Annotated in this window: 24 protein-coding genes and 1 pseudogene; 17 read left to right on the forward strand and 8 right to left on the reverse strand. The window is 63.4% G+C overall.

All coding sequences use genetic code 11. The annotated features are described in order from the left end of the window. Positions 1–123: 123 nt before the first annotated feature. On the reverse strand, positions 124–2,865 hold the full coding sequence (polA, locus tag AC07WT_RS37585) for a DNA polymerase I (RefSeq protein WP_494950867.1): 2,742 nt from the start codon (positions 2,863–2,865) through the stop codon (positions 124–126). A gap of 1 nt (position 2,866) precedes the next feature. On the opposite strand from polA, the gene AC07WT_RS37590 reads away from it, so the two are divergent. Further along, positions 2,867–3,610: an LOG family protein gene (locus AC07WT_RS37590; RefSeq protein ID WP_492594994.1), complete on the forward strand. Its 744-nt coding sequence runs from the start codon at positions 2,867–2,869 to the stop codon at positions 3,608–3,610. Positions 3,611–3,673: 63 nt separating this feature from the next. Here AC07WT_RS37590 and AC07WT_RS37595 read toward each other — a convergent pair whose 3' ends face one another. After that, entirely contained in the window at positions 3,674–4,591 is a 918-nt protein-coding gene (locus tag AC07WT_RS37595; protein ID WP_492594995.1) for a transcriptional regulator GcvA, read from the reverse strand. 97 nt (positions 4,592–4,688) lie between these two features. Here AC07WT_RS37595 and AC07WT_RS37600 point away from each other — a divergent pair, with 97 nt between their 5' ends. Both AC07WT_RS37600 and AC07WT_RS37605 read left to right on the forward strand, forming a co-directional pair. Further along, positions 4,689–5,258 carry a chromate transporter gene (locus AC07WT_RS37600; protein ID WP_494950868.1) on the forward strand — a complete coding sequence of 190 codons (570 nt, stop codon included), beginning with the start codon at positions 4,689–4,691 and terminating at the stop codon, positions 5,256–5,258. Continuing rightward, on the forward strand, positions 5,255–5,785 hold the full coding sequence (locus AC07WT_RS37605; protein ID WP_494950869.1) for a chromate transporter: 531 nt from the start codon (positions 5,255–5,257) through the stop codon (positions 5,783–5,785). Before AC07WT_RS37600 ends, AC07WT_RS37605 begins: the two co-directional genes overlap by 4 nt. Before the next feature lie 57 nt (positions 5,786–5,842). Here AC07WT_RS37605 and AC07WT_RS37610 read toward each other — a convergent pair whose 3' ends face one another. After that, positions 5,843–7,369, reverse strand: coding sequence for an AMP nucleosidase (locus AC07WT_RS37610; RefSeq protein WP_494950870.1), 1,527 nt, complete (start codon positions 7,367–7,369; stop codon positions 5,843–5,845). A 200-nt stretch (positions 7,370–7,569) separates the two neighbouring features. On the opposite strand from AC07WT_RS37610, the gene AC07WT_RS37615 reads away from it, so the two are divergent. The 7 genes and pseudogenes from AC07WT_RS37615 (at position 7,570) to AC07WT_RS37645 (ending at position 11,759) form a co-directional block, all read left to right on the forward strand. Next, on the forward strand, positions 7,570–7,965 hold the full coding sequence (locus AC07WT_RS37615) for a hypothetical protein (RefSeq protein ID WP_494950871.1): 396 nt from the start codon (positions 7,570–7,572) through the stop codon (positions 7,963–7,965). 245 nt (positions 7,966–8,210) lie between these two features. After that, positions 8,211–9,206: a homoserine kinase gene (locus tag AC07WT_RS37620; RefSeq protein ID WP_494950872.1), complete on the forward strand. Its 996-nt coding sequence runs from the start codon at positions 8,211–8,213 to the stop codon at positions 9,204–9,206. Further along, the gene (locus tag AC07WT_RS37625; RefSeq protein WP_492594784.1) at positions 9,197–10,003 is read left to right on the forward strand and encodes a BPSS1780 family membrane protein; all 807 of its coding nucleotides are present in this window, start codon (positions 9,197–9,199) and stop codon (positions 10,001–10,003) included. Before AC07WT_RS37620 ends, AC07WT_RS37625 begins: the two co-directional genes overlap by 10 nt. A 155-nt stretch (positions 10,004–10,158) precedes the next feature. Next, positions 10,159–10,611 carry a MarR family winged helix-turn-helix transcriptional regulator gene (locus tag AC07WT_RS37630; RefSeq protein ID WP_492594783.1) on the forward strand — a complete coding sequence of 151 codons (453 nt, stop codon included), beginning with the start codon at positions 10,159–10,161 and terminating at the stop codon, positions 10,609–10,611. A gap of 168 nt (positions 10,612–10,779) precedes the next feature. Further along, positions 10,780–11,199 carry an organic hydroperoxide resistance protein gene (locus AC07WT_RS37635; protein WP_492594782.1) on the forward strand — a complete coding sequence of 140 codons (420 nt, stop codon included), beginning with the start codon at positions 10,780–10,782 and terminating at the stop codon, positions 11,197–11,199. A gap of 204 nt (positions 11,200–11,403) precedes the next feature. Further along, positions 11,404–11,658: pseudogene (locus tag AC07WT_RS37640) on the forward strand (FAD-binding domain-containing protein); the annotation flags it as partial. Then, positions 11,625–11,759, forward strand: coding sequence for a hypothetical protein (locus tag AC07WT_RS37645; protein WP_492594781.1), 135 nt, complete (start codon positions 11,625–11,627; stop codon positions 11,757–11,759). The pseudogene AC07WT_RS37640 and the gene AC07WT_RS37645, both read left to right, overlap by 34 nt. A 116-nt stretch (positions 11,760–11,875) precedes the next feature. Here the strand turns inward: AC07WT_RS37645 and AC07WT_RS37650 are convergent, their stop codons facing one another. Then, a complete protein-coding gene (locus AC07WT_RS37650; RefSeq protein WP_492594780.1) occupies positions 11,876–12,052 on the reverse strand; it encodes a DUF3563 family protein in 177 nt (58 codons plus the stop codon). A 107-nt stretch (positions 12,053–12,159) separates the two neighbouring features. Further along, a complete protein-coding gene (locus AC07WT_RS37655) occupies positions 12,160–13,356 on the reverse strand; it encodes an extracellular catalytic domain type 1 short-chain-length polyhydroxyalkanoate depolymerase (protein WP_494950873.1) in 1,197 nt (398 codons plus the stop codon). Positions 13,357–13,716: 360 nt separating this feature from the next. Between AC07WT_RS37655 and AC07WT_RS37660 the strand changes: the two genes are divergently transcribed. From AC07WT_RS37660 to AC07WT_RS37675, 4 genes are all read left to right on the forward strand, one after another. Then, positions 13,717–14,418 carry a phosphatase PAP2 family protein gene (locus tag AC07WT_RS37660; protein WP_494950874.1) on the forward strand — a complete coding sequence of 234 codons (702 nt, stop codon included), beginning with the start codon at positions 13,717–13,719 and terminating at the stop codon, positions 14,416–14,418. A gap of 137 nt (positions 14,419–14,555) precedes the next feature. Further along, on the forward strand, positions 14,556–15,329 hold the full coding sequence (gene modA / locus AC07WT_RS37665; RefSeq protein ID WP_494950875.1) for a molybdate ABC transporter substrate-binding protein: 774 nt from the start codon (positions 14,556–14,558) through the stop codon (positions 15,327–15,329). A gap of 59 nt (positions 15,330–15,388) precedes the next feature. After that, positions 15,389–16,063 (forward strand): molybdate ABC transporter permease subunit, encoded by a 675-nt coding sequence (modB, locus tag AC07WT_RS37670; RefSeq protein ID WP_494950876.1) that lies wholly within the window; start codon positions 15,389–15,391, stop codon positions 16,061–16,063. Position 16,064: 1 nt separating this feature from the next. After that, a complete protein-coding gene (locus AC07WT_RS37675) occupies positions 16,065–16,766 on the forward strand; it encodes an ATP-binding cassette domain-containing protein (protein WP_494950877.1) in 702 nt (233 codons plus the stop codon). 22 nt (positions 16,767–16,788) lie between these two features. Here the strand turns inward: AC07WT_RS37675 and AC07WT_RS37680 are convergent, their stop codons facing one another. Both AC07WT_RS37680 and AC07WT_RS37685 read right to left on the reverse strand, forming a co-directional pair. Beyond that, complete coding sequence (locus AC07WT_RS37680) at positions 16,789–17,625, reverse strand: TOBE domain-containing protein (RefSeq protein WP_494950878.1); 837 nt, start codon at positions 17,623–17,625, stop codon at positions 16,789–16,791. Positions 17,626–17,717: 92 nt separating this feature from the next. Next, positions 17,718–18,101 carry a tautomerase family protein gene (locus AC07WT_RS37685; protein ID WP_494950879.1) on the reverse strand — a complete coding sequence of 128 codons (384 nt, stop codon included), beginning with the start codon at positions 18,099–18,101 and terminating at the stop codon, positions 17,718–17,720. 113 nt (positions 18,102–18,214) lie between these two features. On the opposite strand from AC07WT_RS37685, the gene AC07WT_RS37690 reads away from it, so the two are divergent. Then, entirely contained in the window at positions 18,215–19,066 is an 852-nt protein-coding gene (locus AC07WT_RS37690) for a LysR family transcriptional regulator (RefSeq protein WP_492594772.1), read from the forward strand. Positions 19,067–19,351: 285 nt separating this feature from the next. Here the strand turns inward: AC07WT_RS37690 and AC07WT_RS37695 are convergent, their stop codons facing one another. Then, a complete protein-coding gene (locus AC07WT_RS37695; protein WP_494950880.1) occupies positions 19,352–19,957 on the reverse strand; it encodes a hypothetical protein in 606 nt (201 codons plus the stop codon). A 112-nt stretch (positions 19,958–20,069) separates the two neighbouring features. On the opposite strand from AC07WT_RS37695, the gene AC07WT_RS37700 reads away from it, so the two are divergent. Both AC07WT_RS37700 and AC07WT_RS37705 read left to right on the forward strand, forming a co-directional pair. Beyond that, positions 20,070–20,507 (forward strand): MbcA/ParS/Xre antitoxin family protein, encoded by a 438-nt coding sequence (locus AC07WT_RS37700; protein WP_494950881.1) that lies wholly within the window; start codon positions 20,070–20,072, stop codon positions 20,505–20,507. Beyond that, positions 20,504–21,205 (forward strand): RES family NAD+ phosphorylase, encoded by a 702-nt coding sequence (locus AC07WT_RS37705; protein ID WP_492594769.1) that lies wholly within the window; start codon positions 20,504–20,506, stop codon positions 21,203–21,205. The genes AC07WT_RS37700 and AC07WT_RS37705 overlap by 4 nt, the downstream gene beginning before the upstream one ends. Positions 21,206–21,254 lie beyond the last annotated feature (49 nt).

A 21,254-nucleotide genomic window follows, 5' to 3' on the forward strand; every position in this document is an offset into this window, starting at 1 on the left:
GACGGCGCGCATGAAAAGCGCGCCGTCTGTCAGCGATTGTCCACGAGCAGCACGGGTTGTCACAAGCCGTCAAAACGCATGTGTGACATGCGCACGACGATATCGCGTTCCGTCACACGCACGTCAATGCGCTTCTTCCCAGTTCAAGCCGGCGCCGACTTCGGCGACCAGCGGCACCTTCAGCGCGGCCACACCGCACATCAGCTCCGGCAAGCGCTTGCGTACCTCGGACAATTCGCTGTCAGGTACCTCGAGAATCAGTTCGTCGTGCACCTGCATGATCATGCGCGTGCCGACCTTCGATTCCTCGAGCCACTTCTGAACCGCGATCATCGACAGTTTGATCAGGTCGGCGGCGGTGCCTTGCATCGGCGCATTGATGGCGGCGCGCTCGGCGGCTTGCCGGCGCGGACCGTTGCCGCCGTTGATCTCCGGCAGCCACAGGCGGCGGCCGAACACGGTTTCCACATAGCCCTTGGCCTTCGCGCTCAGACGCGTTTCGTCCATATAACGCGCAACACCCGGATACCGCGCGAAGTAGCGGTCGATGTAAAGCTTGGCGGCATCGCGCGTAATGCCGAGGTTCGACGCGAGGCCGAACGAGCTCATGCCGTAGATCAAGCCGAAGTTGATCACCTTGGCCACGCGCCGCTGATCGCTCGAGACTTCGAGCGGCGTCACGCTGAAAATTTCCGCGGCAGTGGCGCGGTGAATGTCTTCGCCTTGCGAGAACGCGCGCAGCAACGATTCGTCGCCGGAGATGTGCGCCATGATGCGCAACTCGATCTGCGAGTAGTCGGCGGAGACGAGCTTGTGGCCCGGCGGCGCAATGAACGCCTCGCGAATCCGGCGGCCCTCGCCGGTGCGTACAGGAATGTTCTGCAAGTTCGGATCGTTCGACGCCAGACGGCCTGTCACCGCCACCGCCTGCGCATAGTTCGTATGCACGCGGCCGGTTTCGGCGTTGACCATGCGCGGCAGCTTGTCCGTATAGGTGGACTTCAGCTTCGACAAACCGCGATGTTCGAGCAGGATCTTCGGCAACGGATAATCTTCGGCGAGCTTTTGCAGCACTTCTTCGTCGGTGGACGGCGCGCCGCTCGGGGTCTTCTTGACCACCGGCAATTCGAGCTTCTCGAAGAAAATCTGACCGATCTGCTTCGGTGAACCCAGATTGAATTCGCCGCCTGCCAGCACGTAGGCTTCGCTTTCGAGCTGAATCAGACGCGCGGCGATTTCGCTGCTTTGCTGACGCAGTTTCTCCGCGTCGATCAGCACGCCGGCGCGCTCCATCTTGCGCAATACGCGCGAAGTCGGCACCTCGATGTCGCGATAGACGTAGTCGAGCGTCTTCTCCGCGGCCACTTGCGGATACAACGCCTGATGCAGACGCAACGTGATATCGGCGTCTTCCGCTGCGTATTCCGCGGCCTTGTCCAACGCCACTTCGTCGAAGCCGATCTGTTGCGCGCCCTTGCCCGCCACTTCCTCGTACTTGATGGTCTTGACGCCGAGATGGCGCAGCGCGAGGCTGTCCATGTCATGCGTGCGATGCGATTCGAGCACGTACGATTGCAGCAGCGTGTCGTGTTCGATGCCGCGCATTTCGATGCCGTAGTTCGCCAGCACCTGCTCGTCATACTTCACATGCTGGCCGACTTTCTTGTGCTCATCGCTCTCCAGCCACGGCTTGAGCCTCGCGAGCACTTCGTCGCGCGGCAGTTGCACGGGGGCGTCCGGCCCGCGATGCGCGAGCGGCACATAAGCCGCACGCCCGGCTTCGACCGAGAGCGACAAGCCGACGATTTGCGCGGTCATCGGATCGAGCGACGTGGTTTCCGTATCGAAGGCGGTCAGCTCGGCCGCGTTGATCTTCTCGAGCCACGCGTCGAACTGTTCCCACGTCTGCACGGTGTCGTAGTGACGTTGGTCGTCCACCGTGAGCGCCGGCGGCACGTCGGTCTCAGGACCTTCCACTGCGTCCGCGACTTCCACTTCGCGCAGCCAGGTCTTGAAGCCGTAGCGCGTGAACACGTCGCGCAGTTCCTCGCGCGACTCCAGACGGCTCTCCAGGCTTTTCTCGATCGACACGATATGGCCAGTCAGATCGCAATTGCGCTCGACGGTAACGAGTTTTCTCGCCATCGGCAGAAACTCGAGCGCACGGCGCAGATTGTCTCCTACCGCGCCTTTGATCTCGTCCGCATGGGCGACGATGCCCTCGAGCGAATCGTATTGCGTGAGCCATTTGATCGCCGTCTTCGGCCCGCACTTCTCGACGCCTGGCACGTTGTCGACGGTATCGCCGATCAGCGACAGGTAGTCGATGATGCGCTCCGGCGGCACGCCGAATTTGGCGAGCACGCCGGCGCGGTCGAGCGTTTCATTGGTCATCGTATTGATGAGGGTGACATGATCCGTTACGAGCTGAGCCAGATCCTTGTCCCCAGTCGACACGATCACGTTCATGCCGCGTTTTTCAGCCGCGGTGCTGAGCGTGCCGATCACGTCATCGGCTTCCACGCCGTCGATCATCAGCAACGGCCAGCCGAGCGCGCGCACGGCGACGTGGATCGGTTCGATCTGACGCGAGAGGTCGTCCGGCATTGAAGGACGATTCGCCTTGTAGTCGGGATACCAGTCGTCGCGAAACGTTTTGCCCTTGGCGTCGAACACGCACGCGCTATACTCTGCTGTGACTTCCTTGCGCATGCGGCGCAGCATGTTGATCATCCCGTAGAGCGCACCCGTCGGGCCACCCTCGGGTCCGCGCAGATCAGGCATCGCATGGTAGGCCCGGTACAGATAACTCGAACCGTCGACCAATAGCAGGGTCTTACCTTCTAGGCTTCGTTCTTCAGGCATTATGACTAAGAGAAAAGTGATTCCGAGTCTGCGATCACTCGCAGATCAAGAGCGCGCAACGGCTAAGAAGGCCCGCGCATCGTGGCAGATGTTCACGATTATGGCAGAGTTTATCGAGGCGACCGAGTACCTCTCGGAGATTCGTCCCGCTGTCAGCATCTATGGTTCAGCGCGCCTGAAACCGAACTCGCCGTACTACAAACTGGCCACGCAAATCGCGCGCAAGCTGTCGGACGCCGGCTTCGCGGTGATCTCCGGCGGCGGCCCCGGCATCATGGAGGCGGCCAACAAGGGCGCACATGGGGGCAAGGCGCCGTCGGTGGGTTTGAACATCGAACTGCCGCACGAGCAATCGGGCAATCAGTGGCAAGACATCTCATTGCGGTTCCGCCATTTCTTCACGCGCAAGGTCACGTTCGTGAAGAATTCGGATGCGGTGATCGTGATGCCGGGCGGCTTTGGCACACTGGATGAACTGGCCGAAGTCCTCACGCTGATTCAAACCAAGAAATCGCGCCACGTGCCGATCATTCTGGTGGGCGCCGAGTTCTGGGAAGGCCTGCTTGCGTGGTTCAGCAACGCGCTCACGCCGATGGGCCTGATCAATCCGACGGACATGGACTTGATGCAGGTGATCGACGATCCGGACCAGGTGCTCGAAGCGGTGTTGAAGTTCTACGAAGACCGCGAAGAAGCCGAGCCGCATCCGGCCAAGTCGGACGAAGACCGGATGTTCTATCTGTGATCTCCAGTACCGCGTGAGATAGCGCTATACGGGTCGATACGGGTCGGCACAGGTCGATGCGAGCTAACGGGCGGCGTCCATGCCGCCCGTTTCCGTTTCATCGGCCTGATCGCCTTGCGCTTGCAACCATTCGCAGAACTGCGCCACCAACGGCGCCTCTGCCACCTCGCGTCTTGCGACCCACCAATAGCCGCGTGCATCGATACGCGGACCCGGCAGCGGCACCACGAGCCGTCCCGATGCCAATTCGTCCGCGAGCAACGGCAACGGACCGAGCGCCACGCCGAGCCCGTCCACCGCAGCCTGCAATGCCAGATAGAAGTGATCGAACGACTGCTTCTTCCGGCATTTCGCCGTCACGCCTGCTGCCGACAACCAATTGCTCCACGCTTCGGGCCGCGTGTCCGAGTGCAGCAGCACGTGGCGCGCGAGATCGTCAGCGACATTGATCGGCGAGCGTTGCAACAACGCGGGACTGCACACCGGAATCTCGCTCTCGGCGAGAAAATGGCCGCTCACGCAGTTCGGCCAGTGAGCCGGCCCGCGCCTCACGGCAACGTCGAAACTGTCCAGCGTTTCGACCGGCGCGTTCGAGGTCGATAAGCGCAGTTCCACGTTAGGTGCCTTGCGCTGGAACTGATTCAGACGCGGCAGCAGCCATTTCATTGCGAAGGTGGGCAACGCGTTCACCCGCAGCACACGGACGACGCCCGTGTCGCGCAATTGATCGGTAGCGAGCGCGATGCTGTCGAACGCGGCCTGCACGGTCGCCAGATAGCGGCGGCCGTCTTCGGTCAGACGCACACGCTTGCCGCGGCGATGAAAAACCTGCACGCCGAGCCACGTTTCGAACGCGGCGACTTGCCTGCTGATTGCACCGTGCGTCACATGCAATTCGTTCGCCGCCGCGCTGAAGCTTTCATGCCGTGCAGCGGCCTCGAAGGCGCGCAGCGCCGGAAATGGTGGAAGGTTACGGGCCATGCTTGTGATTCTAGATCACAAGCACGCGCTCAAAAATCGTTTTGTGCGCCGAGGGTTCGGCGCTAACCTCCAGAACATGAACTGGAAGGCTAGCGATATGGACCACAATCTCACTTCGTCCGAACCCGCACAGGCGCCCGCGCCGACGCTGCGGGAAATCTTCGGCGGCTTTCTCGGCCTCGGGCTGATCTCGTTCGGCGGTGCGCTGCCGCTCGCGCGGCGCGCGGTGGTCGAACGGCGCCGCTGGCTGACTGCCGCGGAATTTACGGACCTGCTCGGCCTGTGCCAGTTCTTGCCGGGCGGCAATGTGATCAATCTCTCGGTAGCGATCGGGATGCGCTTTCGCGGCCTGCCCGGCGCGCTCGCCGGCTTGCTGGGTCTGATTGCCGGGCCGTCGCTGGTGGTGATCGGCCTTGGCGTGCTGTACGAGCACACGCAAGACGATCCACATGTCAGGCACCTGTTCGCCGGTCTCGCCGCGGCGGCGGCCGGTCTGCTGGTCTCGATGGCCGTGAAGATCCTGCTGCCGTTGCGGGATAAGCCGATGGCGGCGCTGATCGCGGCGCTCGGGTTCATCGCCATCGCAATCATGCGCCTGCCCCTTCTGCCGACGATGCTGGTGCTCACGCCGCTCAGCATCTACATAGCGTCGAGGGCCGCACGATGATCGATACGCTCATTTCACTCGCCGTCATTTTCAGTCAGCTGTCGCTAATCGCATTCGGCGGCGGCAATACAATTCTTCCGGAGATGCAGCGTCAGGTGGTGGACGTGCATCACTGGATGCCGGCCGGCGAATTCAGCGCGCTGTTCGCGCTCGCGCAAGCCGCGCCGGGGCCGAATCTGATGATCGTGACGCTGGTCGGCTGGCATGTGGCCGGCTGGGCCGGGATGCTGGTGAGTTCGGTGGCGAAGTTCGGGCCGTCGTCGATCGTGACGATTCTCGCGCTGCATGCGTGGGACCGATTCAAGGACCGCCCGTGGCGGCGCTATGCGCAGGCCGGACTGGTGCCGGTGACTGCCGGCATTGTCGCGGCGAGCGCGGCCTTGATCGCCGAAGCGTCGGATCCGACGGCGATTGCGTGGGCGATTACCGCAGCCACCGCGGCGCTGGCGTTGAAAACGCGCATCCATCCGTTATGGCTGCTGGCGGCCGGCAGCCTGATCGGGCTGACGGGCTTCGGGCAGTTCTAGACTGCGAGGCCAAGGCGACCGGAACCAACGCTAGCCTTGGCCTCGAAAAGCCCCCGTTTACTGAAACGCCACCTCAGCAAAGCTGCGCAGCTTGCGGCTATGCAGACGATGCAGCCCGTTCATGCGCAGCAACTCCATCGCCTTCACACCGATCTGCAAATGCTGATCGACCTGCGCGCGATAGAACTGATCGGCCATGCCGGGCAGCTTCAGCTCTCCATGCAAGGGCTTGTCCGACACGCAGAGTAAGGTGCCGTAAGGCACGCGGAAACGGAAGCCGTTCGCCGCAATCGTCGCGCTTTCCATATCGAGTGCGATCGCGCGGCTCTGCGACAGCCGCTGCACCGGCTCGCGATGATCGCGCAACTCCCAGTTGCGGTTATCCACACTCGCCACCGTGCCCGTACGCATGACGCGCTTCAGCTCGACGCCATCCAGTTGCGTGACCTGCGCGACCGCACGTTCCAACGCCACCTGCACTTCGGCAAGCGCCGGAATCGGCACCCACAGCGGCAGATCCGCGTCGAGCACGTGGTCCTCGCGCACGTAGCCGTGCGCCAGCACGTAGTCGCCCAGACGCTGCGTGTTACGCAGACCGGCGCAGTGACCCAGCATGATCCATGCGTGCGGACGCAGCACCGCGATGTGATCAGTAATCGTCTTCGCGTTCGACGGCCCGACGCCGATGTTGATCATCGTGATGCCGCTGCCGTCCGCGCGCTTCAGGTGATACGCGGGCATCTGCGGCAAACGCGGCGGCGCCGTACCTTCCTGCGCCTGCTCGCCGAGGTTCTCGTTGTACGTGACCACGTCGCCCGGTTCGACGAACGATGTGTATTCGCTGCGGTAGGCGCGCAGTTCTTCGTCGTCGGTATGGGCCATCATCGCGCGGCCGAGTTTGACGAACTCGTCGATATAGAACTGGTAGTTCGTGTACAGCACGTAGTTCTGGCAATGCGTGGGCGACGTCGCCGTGTAGTGCTTCAGCCGATGCAGCGAAAAGTCCACGCGCGCCGCCGTGAACAGCGCCAACGGGTGCGGCTCGCCCGGCAGCGGCTCATACGTGCCGTTGACGATGCGGTCGTCCAGCAGCGCGAGGTCCGGCGTGTCGAATACATCGCGCATCAGGAACAGACGTTCGCGATCCAGATCGCCTTCGAGGTGAATGCCTTCGGCGAACGCGAAATGAATCGGGATCGGCTGATCGGACACCCCCACTTCGATCTGCACGTGATGGTTCTTCGCCAGCAAGCGCAATTGCTCGCGGTAGTAGTTGCCGAACAGGTCCGGCCGCGTCACGGTCGTCTCGAACACGCCCGGACCCGCGACGAAACCGTACGAGCGGCGCGAGTCGATATGCGTGTTGACTTCGGTGCACACTCTGACGAACGGGTAGCAGGCGCGCACCCGGCGATCGAACAATTCGTTACGGCGGTAACGCGCGAAGGCGTCGCGCAGAAACGAAGTGTTCGCTTCGTAGATGGCGGACAGGCGGGTGACGGCCTCGGCGGCGTCGTCGAAGGATGCGGCTGGGAAGCTGTTGGCGGGAGTCTGCACCGCGCGTTGATTGGTATCGTTGTTCATCTTCATTCGCCTCTATTAACGAGACGACATTACCACGGAACCCGCGCTCGCAAAATGACCGTGCAGCGCTGGTGACGCCCGCGGCGGCAACGGCCGCGCGATTGCGGGCACGCCGCGCGAAAGCGGCGCAAAATAAGGCGATCGCGCCCGTAGGCAAAGCTGGATTTGCTAGAATCGGGGCACCATATTGGAGAATCACCATGAAGCCGCTCCTTCCCGTCGCCGTTGCGCTGGCCCTCGCCTTCGGCAGCGCCGCGATGGCTGCCCAGCCCGTCGACGCCACGCCGCCCCCGGATCAACCGCAGTCCGCCAACGAACGGGCAGGCCTGCCGGACCTGAAGGCGATCAACCGGCCGGCCGCGGAAGTCAGCTCCAAGGTCGAAATCAACGTACCACGCACGCCGAGCTTCTACGAACGCAGCGCCAACGGCACCGAAATCACCGAATACCGCGACAAAGGCAAGCCGGTTGAAATCAACGTGCACTCGAACCTCGGCACGCGCTATCAGATGAGCGCGCCGCTCGACACGTCGCCCACCGTGCGCGACAACGGCCGCGCAAGCACGCGTTTGCCGTCGGTGAATCTGAGTTATTGACAAAACCGGAGCGGCGGCCCGGCGTAAGCCGCCTCCCTCCTGCTCTGCGCGGTCTGCGGAGCGCCGCCCTTGGGGCTTTCAGCCAGTTTGCCGAGATGCGGCGCTTAAGCTCCGGCGCTGAGTTGCAGCGCCGACTCGCCGCCCGGACTTATCGCGCTTCGGCAGCGCTTTTTGACACCGCACTTGCCACACCTCGCACTGGCCGCAACGCGCCAGCCCGACCAACCTGATCCGACGTTTCCCGCATGGCTGTCTTCACCGCTGTCACCGAACCCCAACTAGCAGAATGGATGCGCCATTACGATCTCGGCGAAGTCGTCGAATTTCGCGGCATCCCGTCCGGTATTGAGAACAGCAACTTCTTTCTGACGACGACGCGTGGCGAATACGTCCTCACGATTTTCGAAAAGCTGACGGCCGAACAACTGCCGTTCTATCTCGATCTGATGCAGCATCTGGCCGCGCACCGCGTGCCGGTGCCGGACCCGATGCCGCGCGAAGACGGCGCGCTGTTCGGCACGCTGCATGGCAAGCCCGCCGCGATCGTGACCAAGCTCGAAGGCGCGCCCGAGTTGGCGCCGGGCGTCGAACACTGCATCGAGGTCGGGCAGATGCTCGCGCGCATGCATCTGGCGGCCCGCGATTACGCGCGCTATCAGCCGAATCTGCGCAGCCTGCCATGGTGGCAGGAAACCGTGCCGACTATCCTGCCGTTTCTGGACGGCGCGCAACGCGAGTTGCTGTCGTCCGAACTCGCCCATCAGGAAGCTTTCTTCGCTTCGGCCGATTACGCCGCGCTGCCCGAAGGCCCGTGCCACGCCGACCTGTTCCGCGACAACGCGCTGTTCGCGCATGCGGCGCCCGAGACCGGCCACGAGGTGCGCCTGGGCGGTTTCTTCGATTTCTATTTCGCCGGCTGCGACAAGTGGCTGTTCGACGTCGCCGTAGCAGTCAACGACTGGTGCGTCGACCTCGCCACCGGCAAGCTGGACGACGCGCGCACCGAAGCCATGCTGCGCGCCTACCAGACCGTGCGCCCCTTCACCGCCGAGGAAAACCGCCATTGGGGCGACATGCTGCGTGCGGGCGCGTACCGTTTCTGGGTCTCGCGCCTGTATGATTTTCATTTGCCGCGCGCGGCCGAGCTGCTCAAACCGCACGACCCCGGCCATTTCGAGCGCATTCTGCGCGAACGCCTGTCCGGCGTTGCACTTCCTGGCATTCATACCTCATGCAACTGATCGAAGTCCCCGCGAAAACCGGCTATGTGTGGTTCCGGCAGGGTATCTGGCTGTTCCGCAAGAACCCGCTCGCGTTTCTGACGCTGTTCTTCACTTACCTGCTGGTCATGACGCTCGTGTCGCAGATTCCGGTGATCGGCGGCGTGCTGCCGCTGGTGTTCATTCCGGGCGTCGCGGTCGGCTTCATGGCGGCGTGCCGCAATACGATCGCCGGCAAGCCGGTGTTTCCGACCATTCTGGTGGACGGCTTTCACTCGTACGGCCCCGTGGTCGCCAAACGCTTGCTGGTGCTCGGCGTGCTGTATGTCGTCGCGATGGCGCTGGTGCTCGCCGGGTCGGCGCTGGCTGACGGCGGCATGCTGCTGAAGGTGATGCTCGGCGGCGTGGCAATGGATCAGGACGCGATCGCGAACAGCAATATTCCGCTCGCGGTGCTCACCGCATTCGCGTTCTACATTCCAGTGGCAATGATTTTCTGGTTCTCGCCGACGCTCATTGCGTGGCACGACATTCCGCCGGTCAAGGCGATGTTCTTCAGCCTCGTCAGTTGCTGGCGCAATCGCGGCGCGTTCATCGTGTTCGGCGCGCTGTGGTTCGCGGTGGCCATGACGGTGTCGCTCGGTTTGTCGGCGGTGATGCAGGCACTGGGCGCCGGCGACTTCGCATTCGCGATCCTGATGCCCGCCACGATGATCGTCACGACCATGTTGTATTGCTCGTTCTACGCAACCTATCGCGGCTGCTTCGGCGTGCAAACGCCCGAAACGCCGGACCTGCCGACCACCCCGGCAGCTTAAGTATTTTGGCGCGCGGGCGCGGAGCGCTGATGCGGCGCTCACGCGCCGCGCCGCCGCTTCGTCGACTCCTCAACTCCACTCGTCAACGCGACGCGATTTGCGGCACAATGGTTTGCGCGCAATCGATTTGCACGCTATTTCAGACGAGATGCACCATGACCCAGCGTCCCGCTTTGCCCTTCACGCTCGACGAGCAACTCTGCTTCGCGCTCTATTCGACCTCACTCGCGATGACGAAAGCGTACAAGCCGCTGCTCGACAAGCTCGACCTCACGTACCCGCAATATCTGGCGATGCTGGTGCTATGGGAAACCGATGACATCACGGTCAAGGACATCGCCGCGCGTCTGAATCTCGACTCGGCGACGGTCACGCCGCTGCTCAAGCGCCTCGAGACGCAAGGCTATCTGGAACGGGTGCGCGGCGTCGAAGATGAGCGGCTCGTCTACATCCGGCTGACCAAAGCCGGCACCGCACTGAAGCGCCAGGCGCGGGAAGTGCCGGCGGAAATCTTCTGCGCGACCCAGCAGACGCCCGAATTCCTGCTTCGTCTGCGCGACGACCTGACGCGCCTGCGCACCACCCTCAACGATTACATGGACCACTAGCCAGCCTGCCGCAAAAGCACGCTATCGATCCGATCTGCAAAAACATTTGCACACAAATGATTTGTGCACTATCTTTATCGCATGCCGCTTCGATAGCGATGAGCCGGAACGGTGAGCAAGCAGCGGCACATATGCAGATCCTGACAACCCAGATTGAGGAGCAGCACAATGAACGTACTCTACAAAGCAAGCGCAACCAGCACCGGTGGCCGTGACGGCCGTGCAGTGTCGTCGGACAATGTGCTTGACGTGAAGCTGGCCGCACCGCGCGAACTAGGTGGCAACGGCACGGTGGGCACGAACCCGGAACAACTCTTTGCTGCCGGCTATTCGGCCTGTTTTCTGAGCGCGATGAAGTTCGTCGCCGGCCAGCGCAAGCAGGCTTTGCCGGCAGACACGCAAGTCATGGCAGAAGTGGGCATCGGCCCGAACGACAATGGCGGCTTCGCGCTCGATATCGATCTGCGCATCTCGCTGCCGGGTTTCGCCGCGGACGCGGCCAAGGAACTGGTCGACGCGGCGCATCACGTCTGCCCGTACTCGAACGCCACGCGCAACAACGTCGCAGTGCGTTTGCAAATCGCGTAAGCGTGCGACCTGTTTGAATAGCTGGGGCGGCGCGACAAAACCGCGCTGCCACGATCAGCGCCCGCTCCTTGCAAAACAGGCGCGGGCGTTGTGCTTTTTTGCGGACGCGGCACGTAACGGTTCAAGGAAGAGTACAACCGGTTGCGCGGGGAGCGGGGAGCGGGGAGCGGGGAGCAGGGAGCAGGGAGCAGGGAGCAGGGACCGGGATGCCACGCGCAGCGGTATTTCCGGATCTTCAATCCGGTCACGCAGTCCGAAAAGTTCGACGCCAAAGGGCACTTTATCGGGCGCTATCTGCCGCAGCTGGCGAAACTGCGGCCTAAGTGAATTCACGCGCCGTGGCTGGCAGGCGCTGAAGAGCTCGCCGATTGCGGCATGGTGCTGGGCAAGAAATATCCCGCGCAGATCGTCGACCATGCACAAGCGTGGCAGCACACACTGGCTCGCTTCGGCAAGTAACGGTCGGCATTGCATTGGCCGATATCGTGGTGTTGCTGGTGTTGCTCGTCGCGACGATGTTCGCGTTCTGCGACGGTACCGCTGGGCAGGCGGCCTATTGATGCCCGATGTGGCTTGGGTGGCGTTCGCCGCGGTGTTGAATCACGCGTTGTGGCAATTGAATCCGGCTGCCTGGGAGTTCATGACAGCTTGGGCGCCTCACCCGAACAGCAACAGCTTAGTACTGGCTCATCCACGACGGTTGGCGGATGTTCGCCTCGCGATCCAGCTTACGCATACGGAATTCGAGATCGTACAGATCCGTAGCTTCAGCGAGAAATGCGTCAGCACGTTCTTTCGCAAGCTGATCGGGCGATTTGGTCAGAAACAGGAACAAGCGGCTCAGCAGGTACATGGTCAACCTCGACTATGAATTTAGGCGTTAACTCCTAAGGGATAACCCCTATTATAGGGAAAACCCTAGGAATACGCCAATCTTCTTTTCGAAGTGTTGTTCCCGCGTCACCTTTCGCCGGCTGAGGCCGTACTGACGGCACTTTCCGCGATACGGCCGGCGCCCGTGCGGCGCTGGTGCCTGAAGAACTCCCACACCAACGTGCTCGCATCCGGCCCTTTGGCGGAGTGAAACGGCACTGCGTCGTCACCGCCGCTCCACGCGTGCGCGAGCCCTTGCACGCGGCACAGCCGCACCACGCGCCGGCCGCCGCGCAGGTAGTCGCGCGTCACCACGCCGCCTTTGCGTTCTTCGCGCACTTCGCCGGATTTGCGCGCGCCGTTTTCGTCGACGATCCGGTTCAGCCGGAGAAATTGCACCGCCAGCTGGTCCGCATTGACAGGTGCGACCACATGATCGGCGTCGCCGTGAATGACGATTGCCGGCATGCCAGGGTATTCCGCCACATTGACGATTTCGTCGACCAACTCGGCCGGTTCATGACGCGCGCCTCGCCGCATCACGTCCATCGCCGTGATGCCGGAGCGGGCCTCGCCCAAAGCCGGACCGGAATGCAGTGCGACTGCCGCAAAATGCTCCGGATGGTTGACCGCCAGCAGCGCCGTCAGACCGGCGCCTGCAGATATCCCGGCGACGTACACCCGTTCGCCGTCGAACCCATGCTGCATGACGAGTGCATCCACCAGCGACACCACGGCGCGCGCCTCGGCACCGCCGGCGCTTTCGCCAGAGTCGTACCAGTGCCAGCAGCGGTGCGAATGCACGTGCTTCGACTGCTCCGGATACACCACCGCAAAGCCGAACCGGTCGGCCAGCACATTCATGCGCGTGCCTTCGGCGAATTCATCGATCGATTGCGTGCAGCCGTGCAGCATCACCACCAGCGGCATGGCTTCGAGTGCATGGCCGGACGGAACGTACAGTCCATATTGAAGATGATTGACGAGCCGCCCCGGCGCCGCAGGCGCCGAGTGAAAAGAGCGGGTCCACGAACCGCTCGCCCAAGCCGACGCCCGCGGGCGGACGCGCGATTCCAGGGCGACGGCGCGCGGCGCCTCGCGTTTCGTGGGTGCACGCACCGCAGCCGCCGGTGTGAGCGGACGGACCTTGGTCGACAGCTTCGCAGTGGCGGGCCGCGCCGGACGCGTGGTGGTGCGCTTGGTGGTTTTGTGAGCGTGCTCGGTCTGAATCGCGAACAGCCGCTTGAGACCGCGTAGCCAGATTTTCGATAGACCTTTTGCCATCGGCGGGTAACCTCGCAAAAAGGGGCAGGGGCCGTTCGGTGGAACGACGCTTTGTTGTGCAATGCACAATAACATCAATCCTCATGCGATGTTGCAAGCATCGCTTCCTGCCCAACACCGAAATTTCCACTCGACGAACCTTATCGCAGGGTCGGCGTCAAACCGCCTCACGGCCCGGTTTACAAGCCAGCCGCCGACGACAAAAACGCCGCGCACGTTAAATCTACGCGGCAGCGCCCGTCTATACTGGCGGGTAACCTAATTGGTGTGCGATACCTTTGTCTCGTCGGCGATTCGCGCCGTTCGCGCGTTAAATCACTACTAACCCGATTCTACGCGGCCCTAGCCGCGCTTTTTGCCATGCCCGATTTACCGTCCCATCTGTGGTATTTGATCACCAGCCTCGGCGGCGCCGGCATGACGCTGCCGATCGCGCTCGCCATCGCGCTTTGGCTGGCGGTCGGATACTCATGGAGAATGGCGGCGGGCTGGTTGTTGTTGCTTGGCGCCGCCATCGGCGTTGTGACCGTGACCAAGCTGGCGTTCCTCGGCTGGGGCGTTGGCGTGCGCGAACTGGATTTCACCGGCGTCAGCGGTCACGCGATGTTGTCCACTGCCGTGTACCCGGTCGCGCTGTTCCTCATGCTGCTGCCGACGCGGCCGGCAATTCGTCTGACCGGCGTGCTGCTCGGCCTCGCCGCGGGCGCCGCGGTCGGGCTGTCGCGAGTCGTGCTGAGCGCTCACTCGCCGTCCGAAGCGATCACCGGCTGCCTGGTCGGTGCGCTGGCCGCGCTCGTCTTCGTGCGGATGGCGTGGCACGCCGAGCCGGACCGGCTTTCGGCGCTGCCCGTCACGGCAAGTCTGATGGTTCTCGCGGTGCTAATGCACGGTGTGCACGTGCCCACTCAGCGCTGGGTCACGCACATTGCACTGAAGGTTTCCGGTCATGAGAGGCCGTTCATCCGCGCACGCTGGAAGGCCACGCGTGACAACCGCCCCGCCACGGCGCCGCTCTCGCAAACCCTCAATACGCTTGAGCCGCTGCGCTCATCGGGCGTCTGACAACACTCCTCCGCAGGTTCACTAGCCGCGTCATGCGTCCTGTTGAATAATCGTCATCGGCCACCGTTATAACCTTTCGTATATTACGATAGCGTTTTAACCCGCCGTTCTGGCGCACGCCGGACCTTCGAACCTTCATGACACTGTCCCACCGCTTACTGAAACACGCGCTGTACATTGCCAGCGCCGTCTCCGTTGCCGTCAGCGCCAACGCACGCGCCGACGAACTGATCGTCTCCGCCGCCGCCAGCCTGACCAACGCGTTCAAGGCGGTCAGCGAGGTCTTTGAACAGCAGCATCCGGGCACCAAGGTGCTATTGAACTTCGGCGCGTCCGACGTGCTGATGCAGCAGATTGCCAAAGGCGCGCCCGCCGACGTGTTCGCGTCCGCCGATCAGAAGGCGATGGACAAGGCCGCAAACGAAAAAGTCATCGTGCCGGCAAGCCGCAAGGATTTCGCCGCCAATTCGCTGGTGCTGATCGTGCCGACCGACAGCCGTTTCGCGCCGGCCGCACTGAGCGATCTGGCGTCGGCGAATGTGAAGCGCGTCGCTTATGGCGATCCGGCATCCGTGCCGATCGGCCGCTACGCGCAAAGCGCGTTGCAGGCCGCCGGCGTCTGGGACGCCGTCAGCGCCAAAGCCGTGCTGGCGGCGAACGTGCGCCAGAGCCTCGACTACGTGTCGCGCGGCGAAGTCGATGCCGGCTTCGTATTCAGCACCGACGCCGCCGTCATGCCGGACAAGGTCAAAGTCGCGCTGAACGTGCGGACGCAAACGCCGATCAGCTACCCGATCGCGCAGGTCGAAGGCAGCCGTCACGCGGCGGACGCGCAGGCTTTCATCCGTTTCGTGCTGTCGCCGGCCGGCCAGGCGGTGCTCGCGAAGTACGGCTTCAAGCCGGCGCATTGATCAGCCTCCGCGTTGAGCAGCCTCATTAACTCGCTTCACTAAAGATCTCTCACACGCTCATGCAACAGGCCTGGATTCCGCTCTTGCTGTCGCTGAAAGTGGCGGGCTGGGCCACCGTGCTCAATCTGGTGTTCGGCGTCGCCGCCGGCTTCGGCTTGTCGCGCTGGCGTTCGGGTGCGCGCGACGTGATCGATTCGCTGCTGATGCTGCCGCTCGTGATGCCGCCCACGGTGCTCGGCTACTACCTGCTCGTGTTGCTAGGACGGCGCGGCGTGGTCGGCGCCTGGCTCGACCGGGTCGATATCCGGTTGGTGTTCACCTGGCAAGGCGCGGTGATCGCGTCGACGGTGGTGGCGTTCCCGCTGGTGCTGAAATCGACGCGCGCCGCCTTCGAAGCCGTCGATCCGCAACTCGAACGGGCTGCGCGCACGCTCGGCGTCAGCGAGACGGCGATCTTCTTTCGCGTGACGCTGCCGCTCGCCGCACGCGGCATTCTGGCCGGCGGCTTGCTGGCCTTCGCCCGGGCGCTCGGCGAATTCGGCGCAACGCTGATGATCGCGGGCAACTTGCCGGGACGCACGCAGACGCTCTCGGTTGCAGTCTATTCAGCCGTGCAAGCCGGCGACGACAGCACCGCCAATTTCCTCGTGCTCGTCACGTCGGTGGCGTGCGTGGTGATCCTGTTGCTCGCGGGCCGTCTGGTGCCGCAACACACGCTTTTGGCGTCCCGCTGATATGCCGCTCGCCGTCGACATTCGCAAGACCGTCAAGAGCGCCGAGCGCAGCTTTACGCTCGACGTTTCGTTTCAGGCGAGCACGCAGCGCGTGGTGCTGTTCGGGCCGTCCGGCGCGGGAAAAAGCCTGACCTTGCAGGCTATCGCCGGTTTGCTGCGCCCCGACGAAGGCGCGATCACGCTGCATGGCAAAACCTTGTTCGACAGCGCGCGCGGCGTCGATCTGAAACCGCAGGCGCGCAAGATCGCGTATCTGTTTCAGGACTACGCGCTGTTTCCACATCTGAACGTGCGGCAAAACATCGGCTTCGGCTTGCAGCCGGGCTGGTTCAATCCGCGCGCGCGGATCGTGCATCCGCAAGTCGATTACTGGCTCGACGCGCTTGAACTGAGAAGCGTGGCGGGCAATCATCCGGCACAACTTTCGGGCGGACAAAAGCAGCGGGTGGCGTTGGCGCGCGCGCTGGTCGCGCAGCCCCGGCTGCTGTTGCTCGACGAACCGTTTTCCGCACTCGATAGCGCTTTGCGCCAGCGCATGCGGCGCGAGTTGTCGGACCTGCAAACGCGTCTGGACATTCCGATGGTGTTGATCACGCACGATCCCGACGACGTCGCCGCCTTCGGCGATCAGGTCGTGCAGGTCAGCGACGGCTGCGTGCGCGAGAATCAGCCGTTCGCCGGCTACGCGCGCAGCGTGCCGTAAGCGCGCGCCTTCGGTCCCGCTTTCAGTCTTTCACGCCGAGAATCACGCTCGACGCCTTGAACGCCGCCATCGCGGCGGCGCCTTCTTCAAGGCCGAGCGTGTCGACGCTTTCGTTCGTCACGACGGCGGTTATCACGGTGCCGCCTTCGAGCGTCAACGACACCTCCGCATTGACCGCGCCACGCCTCACGCTCTGCACCGTGCCGCGCAACTGATTGCGCGCCGACAGTTTCGGCGGCGCACCGTCAGCGTCCTCGACGAGCAGCACCACCCACGAAGCCTTGATCAACGCGAACGCCGCCGAGCCTTCCGAGAGCCCCAGCGTCTCGGTGCTTTCATGCGTCAGCACGGATACGATCGTGTGGCCGCCGGGCAACGCCAGCGACACTTCGTCATTGACCGTGCCACGCACGATGCTCGAAACCGTGCCGTACAACTGGTTGCGCGCACTCGTTTTCACGCCGATACGCCCGATCAGATCCCAATCCGTCGCGAAACCTTCTATCGCCGCGCCCGCGCGCTCCAGAAAACGCCGGTGCTCGCGTTCGACCGCGCGAAACGTATCGATCAGCTTCACGGCGCGGGACGTGAGCGTCGTGCCGCCACCGCCTTTGCCGCCGGTCGAACGCACGACGAGCGGCTCGCCCGCCAGGTTGTTCATCGCATCGACGGCGTCCCACGCGCCTTTGTAGCTCATGCCCACGGCCTTCGCCGCGCCGGTGATCGAACCCGTTTCGCGGATCGCCGCGAGCAGCGCGATTCGCGACGCGCCGCCGAGCGTTTGCGCGCCGGCCTGAAACCAGACCGAGCCGCCGAGTTCGAGCGGTTCGTGAGACGAGTCGGGGTGATCGGATGTCATGGCGGCGCGTGGTCGATGAGAGGGGGAACGGGCAGCAAATGATTATAGCGACGCAGGCTTCTGCGGCCACCGGCGCGGCACTGCGGGCGGACTCAAACCGCGTACTGCGCTATCCCGTTACCGAACGACCAATTCTCCTTCAGCACTTCGACGAGATTGATGAGCACATCCTCCCGTCGCAGCCCGGGCGACTCCGCCAGTTCGTCCGCCATGCGCTTATACAGCGCCTTTTTCTGCTCGAGCGTGCGGGTGTTGTTCAGCGTGATCTGAATCAGCACGAGATCATCGCTGCGCTCGATATTCAGATACTGCTTGTCGTACACAAAATTGCCGGCCTCGTGCTCGGTGATGAGCATGAAGATGTCGTCCTTCGGCACGTTGAAGGTGTCCACCAGCGAACGCTGGATGCTGTCCGTCAGCGCCTTCCGGTATTCCGCCGGCTTGCCGGCGCGCAATGCGATTCGTGTGAGCGGCATGATGAAACTCCGTGGTTGCAGGTGAATGGGTAAACACAGCTTAGGTGACAGCTTAGGCGCGACTAGTCATAATTAAAATACATTGATAGTGATTTCATCTATATTCATTTGAAATGAAAGTCCTCGACCTCGATGCTGTGCGGGCCTTCGTGCTGGTCGCCGATCTGCACAGCTTTACGCGCGCCGCCGATGCGCTCGACACCACGCAGTCGGCCGTCAGCCTGAAGCTCAAGCGGCTGGAGGCGCATCTGGGCAAGCAATTGGTGGAGCGCACGCCGCGCGTCGTGCGCCTGTCCGCGGACGGCAACGCTTTCCTCGGCGCGGCGCGCGATCTGCTGAACGCGCATGAACGGGCACTGGGTTCGTTGTCGGTGGAGCGTCGGAGGCTGGTATTGGGACTGAGCGAGCACGTCGCGGGCGCTGATTTGCCGGCGTTGCTCGCCAGGCTCAATGCGCACGATCCGGGTCTGGTGGTCGAATTGCATCTGGGCATGTCCGCCGCGCTGCTCGCGCAATTCGACGAACGGCGGCTCGATGCGGTGATCGTTCGCTACGGCGCCGACGAGCCTCCACGCGACGACGCGCAGGTGCTTTTCAGCGAGCCGCTTGGCTGGCTTGCTACGCCGGAGTGGTTGCCGCGCGTTGGCGAACCGCTGCCGCTGGCGTTGCTGACCGCGCCGTGCAACGTGCGCGCGGTGGCGCTTCAAACGCTGAACGAGGCGGGAATTGCGTGGCAGGAAGTGTTCGTCGGCGGGGGCGTGGCCGCCGTCGGGGCGGCGGTCGCGGCCGGTCTCGCGGTGTCGCCGCTGGCGCGCAGAGTGGCGCCGCGTGGTTTGATCAATGTCGGCGCGCGGCTGGGATTGCCGCCGCTGCCGGAATCGCGCGTCACGCTGCATTCGCGGGTTCGCGAGAAGCGGTCGATGGAGACGCTGCGGTTGGTAGCGAATGGGTTGGCAACGCAATGACAAACCATCGCCCGACCCAAATCACCGGTAAAGGCCAGCGGCGCGTTTTGCTTAATCCAGGAACCCGTCATTTCAAGGTAGTTTCAAGGTAGCCAAGTGGACCTCGCCCCCCGGCAAACCGCCGCCGTCCGCGCGGTCAACCGATGCCGAGTTGTTCTGGCACGCGTGGAAAGTGCAGTCGCTCCGCCTCGAAAAGCTGTCGGCGCGTATCGTCGAACTCGGCCGCGCGGCGCTGGGTCCACCGGGCGGCAAAACCAGACGCAATCGCGCGGCCTGAGATCGGGGTCAGTGAAGAATCGGCGGCAGCGAACCGCTGCTGGCCGTAGCGGGATTGGCCGTGACGTTCGCTTGAGATACGGTCGATACGGCCGGCTTGGCTGCGCCGGTTTTCGCGGCGACCTTGGTCACGCGGGGATGAGCGGCGCCTTGAGCAACCGCGGCATGCACCGGCCTGGCCTGACCGGCCTTCGCCTGCGCCAGTCGCGGCCGCGGTTTCCTGGCCTGCACCACGAAGGCGGGCTTCGGCTTCACTGCGCCCTTGAGCGGTCCTTTAGCTGCCCCCTTCGCTGTCCCCTTCGCTGCCCCCTTCGCTGCGCCACTGGCCACCTCTTTTCCCGTGACCTTCTTCACGCTGCCATGCGCCGGCTTCGCCCCGTTCTTCGACGCCAACGCAACCCGCTGCGCCGCATGCTGGCTGTTCGCCGCGTGCTTCGGTGCGGCCTTCGCCCCAGTTGCGGACTTGACCTTCGGCCCCTCGGCCGTTTTCTTTGCATGCTTCGCGGCATGCCCGGTGGCCTCGGGTGGATTCCATACTTCGGCATACCCGGCAGCCATAGCCGCGCCAGACACGCACCACACGGCAACCGCCGTTGCTACTGCTCTAACCCACATCTCCTGCTTCTCCTGATCTTCGGCTTCGTAACGAGCCGGGATTATATTCCCTTGCAATAATCCATAACTGGACTAATATCAATAACAAGTACATCAAAGGACTCACGCGCCTATGTCTCACGCTGCCCGCATCCCCCAACCCGAACCGCCGATTCGCCGGCCTGCGTCGGAACCCACGCTGACGGAAATGTCCGCGGCGGGCCTGCGTGCATTCTTCAATATCGCGCGCGACTGGGACCTGAGCGCCGACGAGCAGATCGTGTTGCTCGGCTCGCCCGGCCGCTCCACCTTCTTCAAATGGAAGGCCGCGCCGGAAACGGCCCGCGTCGGGCGCGACACGCTCGAACGGCTGTCGCTGCTGCTCGGCATTTATAAGGCGTTGCAGATTCTGCTGCCGCAGCCCAGCGCCGCCGATGCGTGGATCAAGCGCCCCAACAGCGCGCCGCCGTTCGGCGGCCGGCGCGCGCTCGACCGCATGCTGGCCGGCAACATCAGCGATCTCGTGGCCGTGCGCCAGTATCTCGACGCGATGCGAGGCGGCTGGGCGTGACAGAACCGTATTCGCAGTACCGCTGGCGCACCGCGCCGCTCGACTGGTCGCCCGCGTATCGCGTGATTCCTACGCGCTTTCCGGCCGTCAATCTATTCGACCGGGTTGCTTCGCCGGAAGATTTCGACGCGCTCTACGCGCTCGAAGCATTGACCAACGACCGTCTGCGCACCGAAGTCGGCGAACTCGATCTGGTGCCGCGCGAAGAGCGCCGCTTCGGGCCGGGTTATGGGCCGATCATGGCCGCGCTCACACACCTGAATCCGCTCGGCAGCCGTTTCTCGGACGGTACCTACGGCGTGTTCTATTGCGCCCGCTCGCGCGCCACCGCGATCGCGGAAACGCGCTATCACACCGGCAAGTTTCTGGAAGCCACTGCCGAGCTTCCAATGCGTCAGCAGATGCGTCTGTACACCGTGCTGGCGCAAGGCGAGGTGGTCGACATCCGCAGCGACCCGTCGCTCGATTTCGCGGTGCTGTCGCCCAACGACTACCTCGCAGGGCAGACGCTCGGCCGTGCCGTGCGTGAAGCCGGTGCACCGGGCATCGTGTATCCGTCGGTGCGGGACGACGGCGGCGAATGTCTCGCCGCGTTCAGAACGACGCTGCTGCGCGACTGCCATCACGCGGCGTATCTGGAATACAACTGGAACGGCAAGAGCATCGATATGGTGTTCGAACTCAACCAGGTCGGCTGACAGAGCAGCGGAGAAAAGCGGCGCCAAGCAGCGAGAAACGGAGGACGAC

Source organism: Paraburkholderia sp. GW821-FHT02A12 (assembly GCF_059422005.1).

Excerpts from the sequence above, each read along its gene's own strand:
- polA (WP_494950867.1), bottom strand. The coding sequence starts at position 2,865 with ATGCCTGAAGAACGAAGCCTAGAAGGTAAGACCCTGCTATTGGTCGAC.
- AC07WT_RS37590 (WP_492594994.1), top strand. The coding sequence starts at position 2,867 with ATGACTAAGAGAAAAGTGATTCCGAGTCTGCGATCACTCGCAGATCAA.
- AC07WT_RS37595 (WP_492594995.1), bottom strand. The coding sequence starts at position 4,591 with ATGGCCCGTAACCTTCCACCATTTCCGGCGCTGCGCGCCTTCGAGGCC.
- AC07WT_RS37600 (WP_494950868.1), top strand. The coding sequence starts at position 4,689 with ATGGACCACAATCTCACTTCGTCCGAACCCGCACAGGCGCCCGCGCCG.
- AC07WT_RS37605 (WP_494950869.1), top strand. The coding sequence starts at position 5,255 with ATGATCGATACGCTCATTTCACTCGCCGTCATTTTCAGTCAGCTGTCG.
- AC07WT_RS37610 (WP_494950870.1), bottom strand. The coding sequence starts at position 7,369 with ATGAACAACGATACCAATCAACGCGCGGTGCAGACTCCCGCCAACAGC.
- AC07WT_RS37615 (WP_494950871.1), top strand. The coding sequence starts at position 7,570 with ATGAAGCCGCTCCTTCCCGTCGCCGTTGCGCTGGCCCTCGCCTTCGGC.
- AC07WT_RS37620 (WP_494950872.1), top strand. The coding sequence starts at position 8,211 with ATGGCTGTCTTCACCGCTGTCACCGAACCCCAACTAGCAGAATGGATG.
- AC07WT_RS37625 (WP_492594784.1), top strand. The coding sequence starts at position 9,197 with ATGCAACTGATCGAAGTCCCCGCGAAAACCGGCTATGTGTGGTTCCGG.
- AC07WT_RS37630 (WP_492594783.1), top strand. The coding sequence starts at position 10,159 with ATGACCCAGCGTCCCGCTTTGCCCTTCACGCTCGACGAGCAACTCTGC.
- AC07WT_RS37635 (WP_492594782.1), top strand. The coding sequence starts at position 10,780 with ATGAACGTACTCTACAAAGCAAGCGCAACCAGCACCGGTGGCCGTGAC.
- AC07WT_RS37650 (WP_492594780.1), bottom strand. The coding sequence starts at position 12,052 with ATGTACCTGCTGAGCCGCTTGTTCCTGTTTCTGACCAAATCGCCCGAT.
- AC07WT_RS37655 (WP_494950873.1), bottom strand. The coding sequence starts at position 13,356 with ATGGCAAAAGGTCTATCGAAAATCTGGCTACGCGGTCTCAAGCGGCTG.
- AC07WT_RS37660 (WP_494950874.1), top strand. The coding sequence starts at position 13,717 with ATGCCCGATTTACCGTCCCATCTGTGGTATTTGATCACCAGCCTCGGC.
- modA (WP_494950875.1), top strand. The coding sequence starts at position 14,556 with ATGACACTGTCCCACCGCTTACTGAAACACGCGCTGTACATTGCCAGC.
- modB (WP_494950876.1), top strand. The coding sequence starts at position 15,389 with ATGCAACAGGCCTGGATTCCGCTCTTGCTGTCGCTGAAAGTGGCGGGC.
- AC07WT_RS37675 (WP_494950877.1), top strand. The coding sequence starts at position 16,065 with ATGCCGCTCGCCGTCGACATTCGCAAGACCGTCAAGAGCGCCGAGCGC.
- AC07WT_RS37680 (WP_494950878.1), bottom strand. The coding sequence starts at position 17,625 with ATGACATCCGATCACCCCGACTCGTCTCACGAACCGCTCGAACTCGGC.
- AC07WT_RS37685 (WP_494950879.1), bottom strand. The coding sequence starts at position 18,101 with ATGCCGCTCACACGAATCGCATTGCGCGCCGGCAAGCCGGCGGAATAC.
- AC07WT_RS37690 (WP_492594772.1), top strand. The coding sequence starts at position 18,215 with ATGAAAGTCCTCGACCTCGATGCTGTGCGGGCCTTCGTGCTGGTCGCC.
- AC07WT_RS37695 (WP_494950880.1), bottom strand. The coding sequence starts at position 19,957 with ATGTGGGTTAGAGCAGTAGCAACGGCGGTTGCCGTGTGGTGCGTGTCT.
- AC07WT_RS37700 (WP_494950881.1), top strand. The coding sequence starts at position 20,070 with ATGTCTCACGCTGCCCGCATCCCCCAACCCGAACCGCCGATTCGCCGG.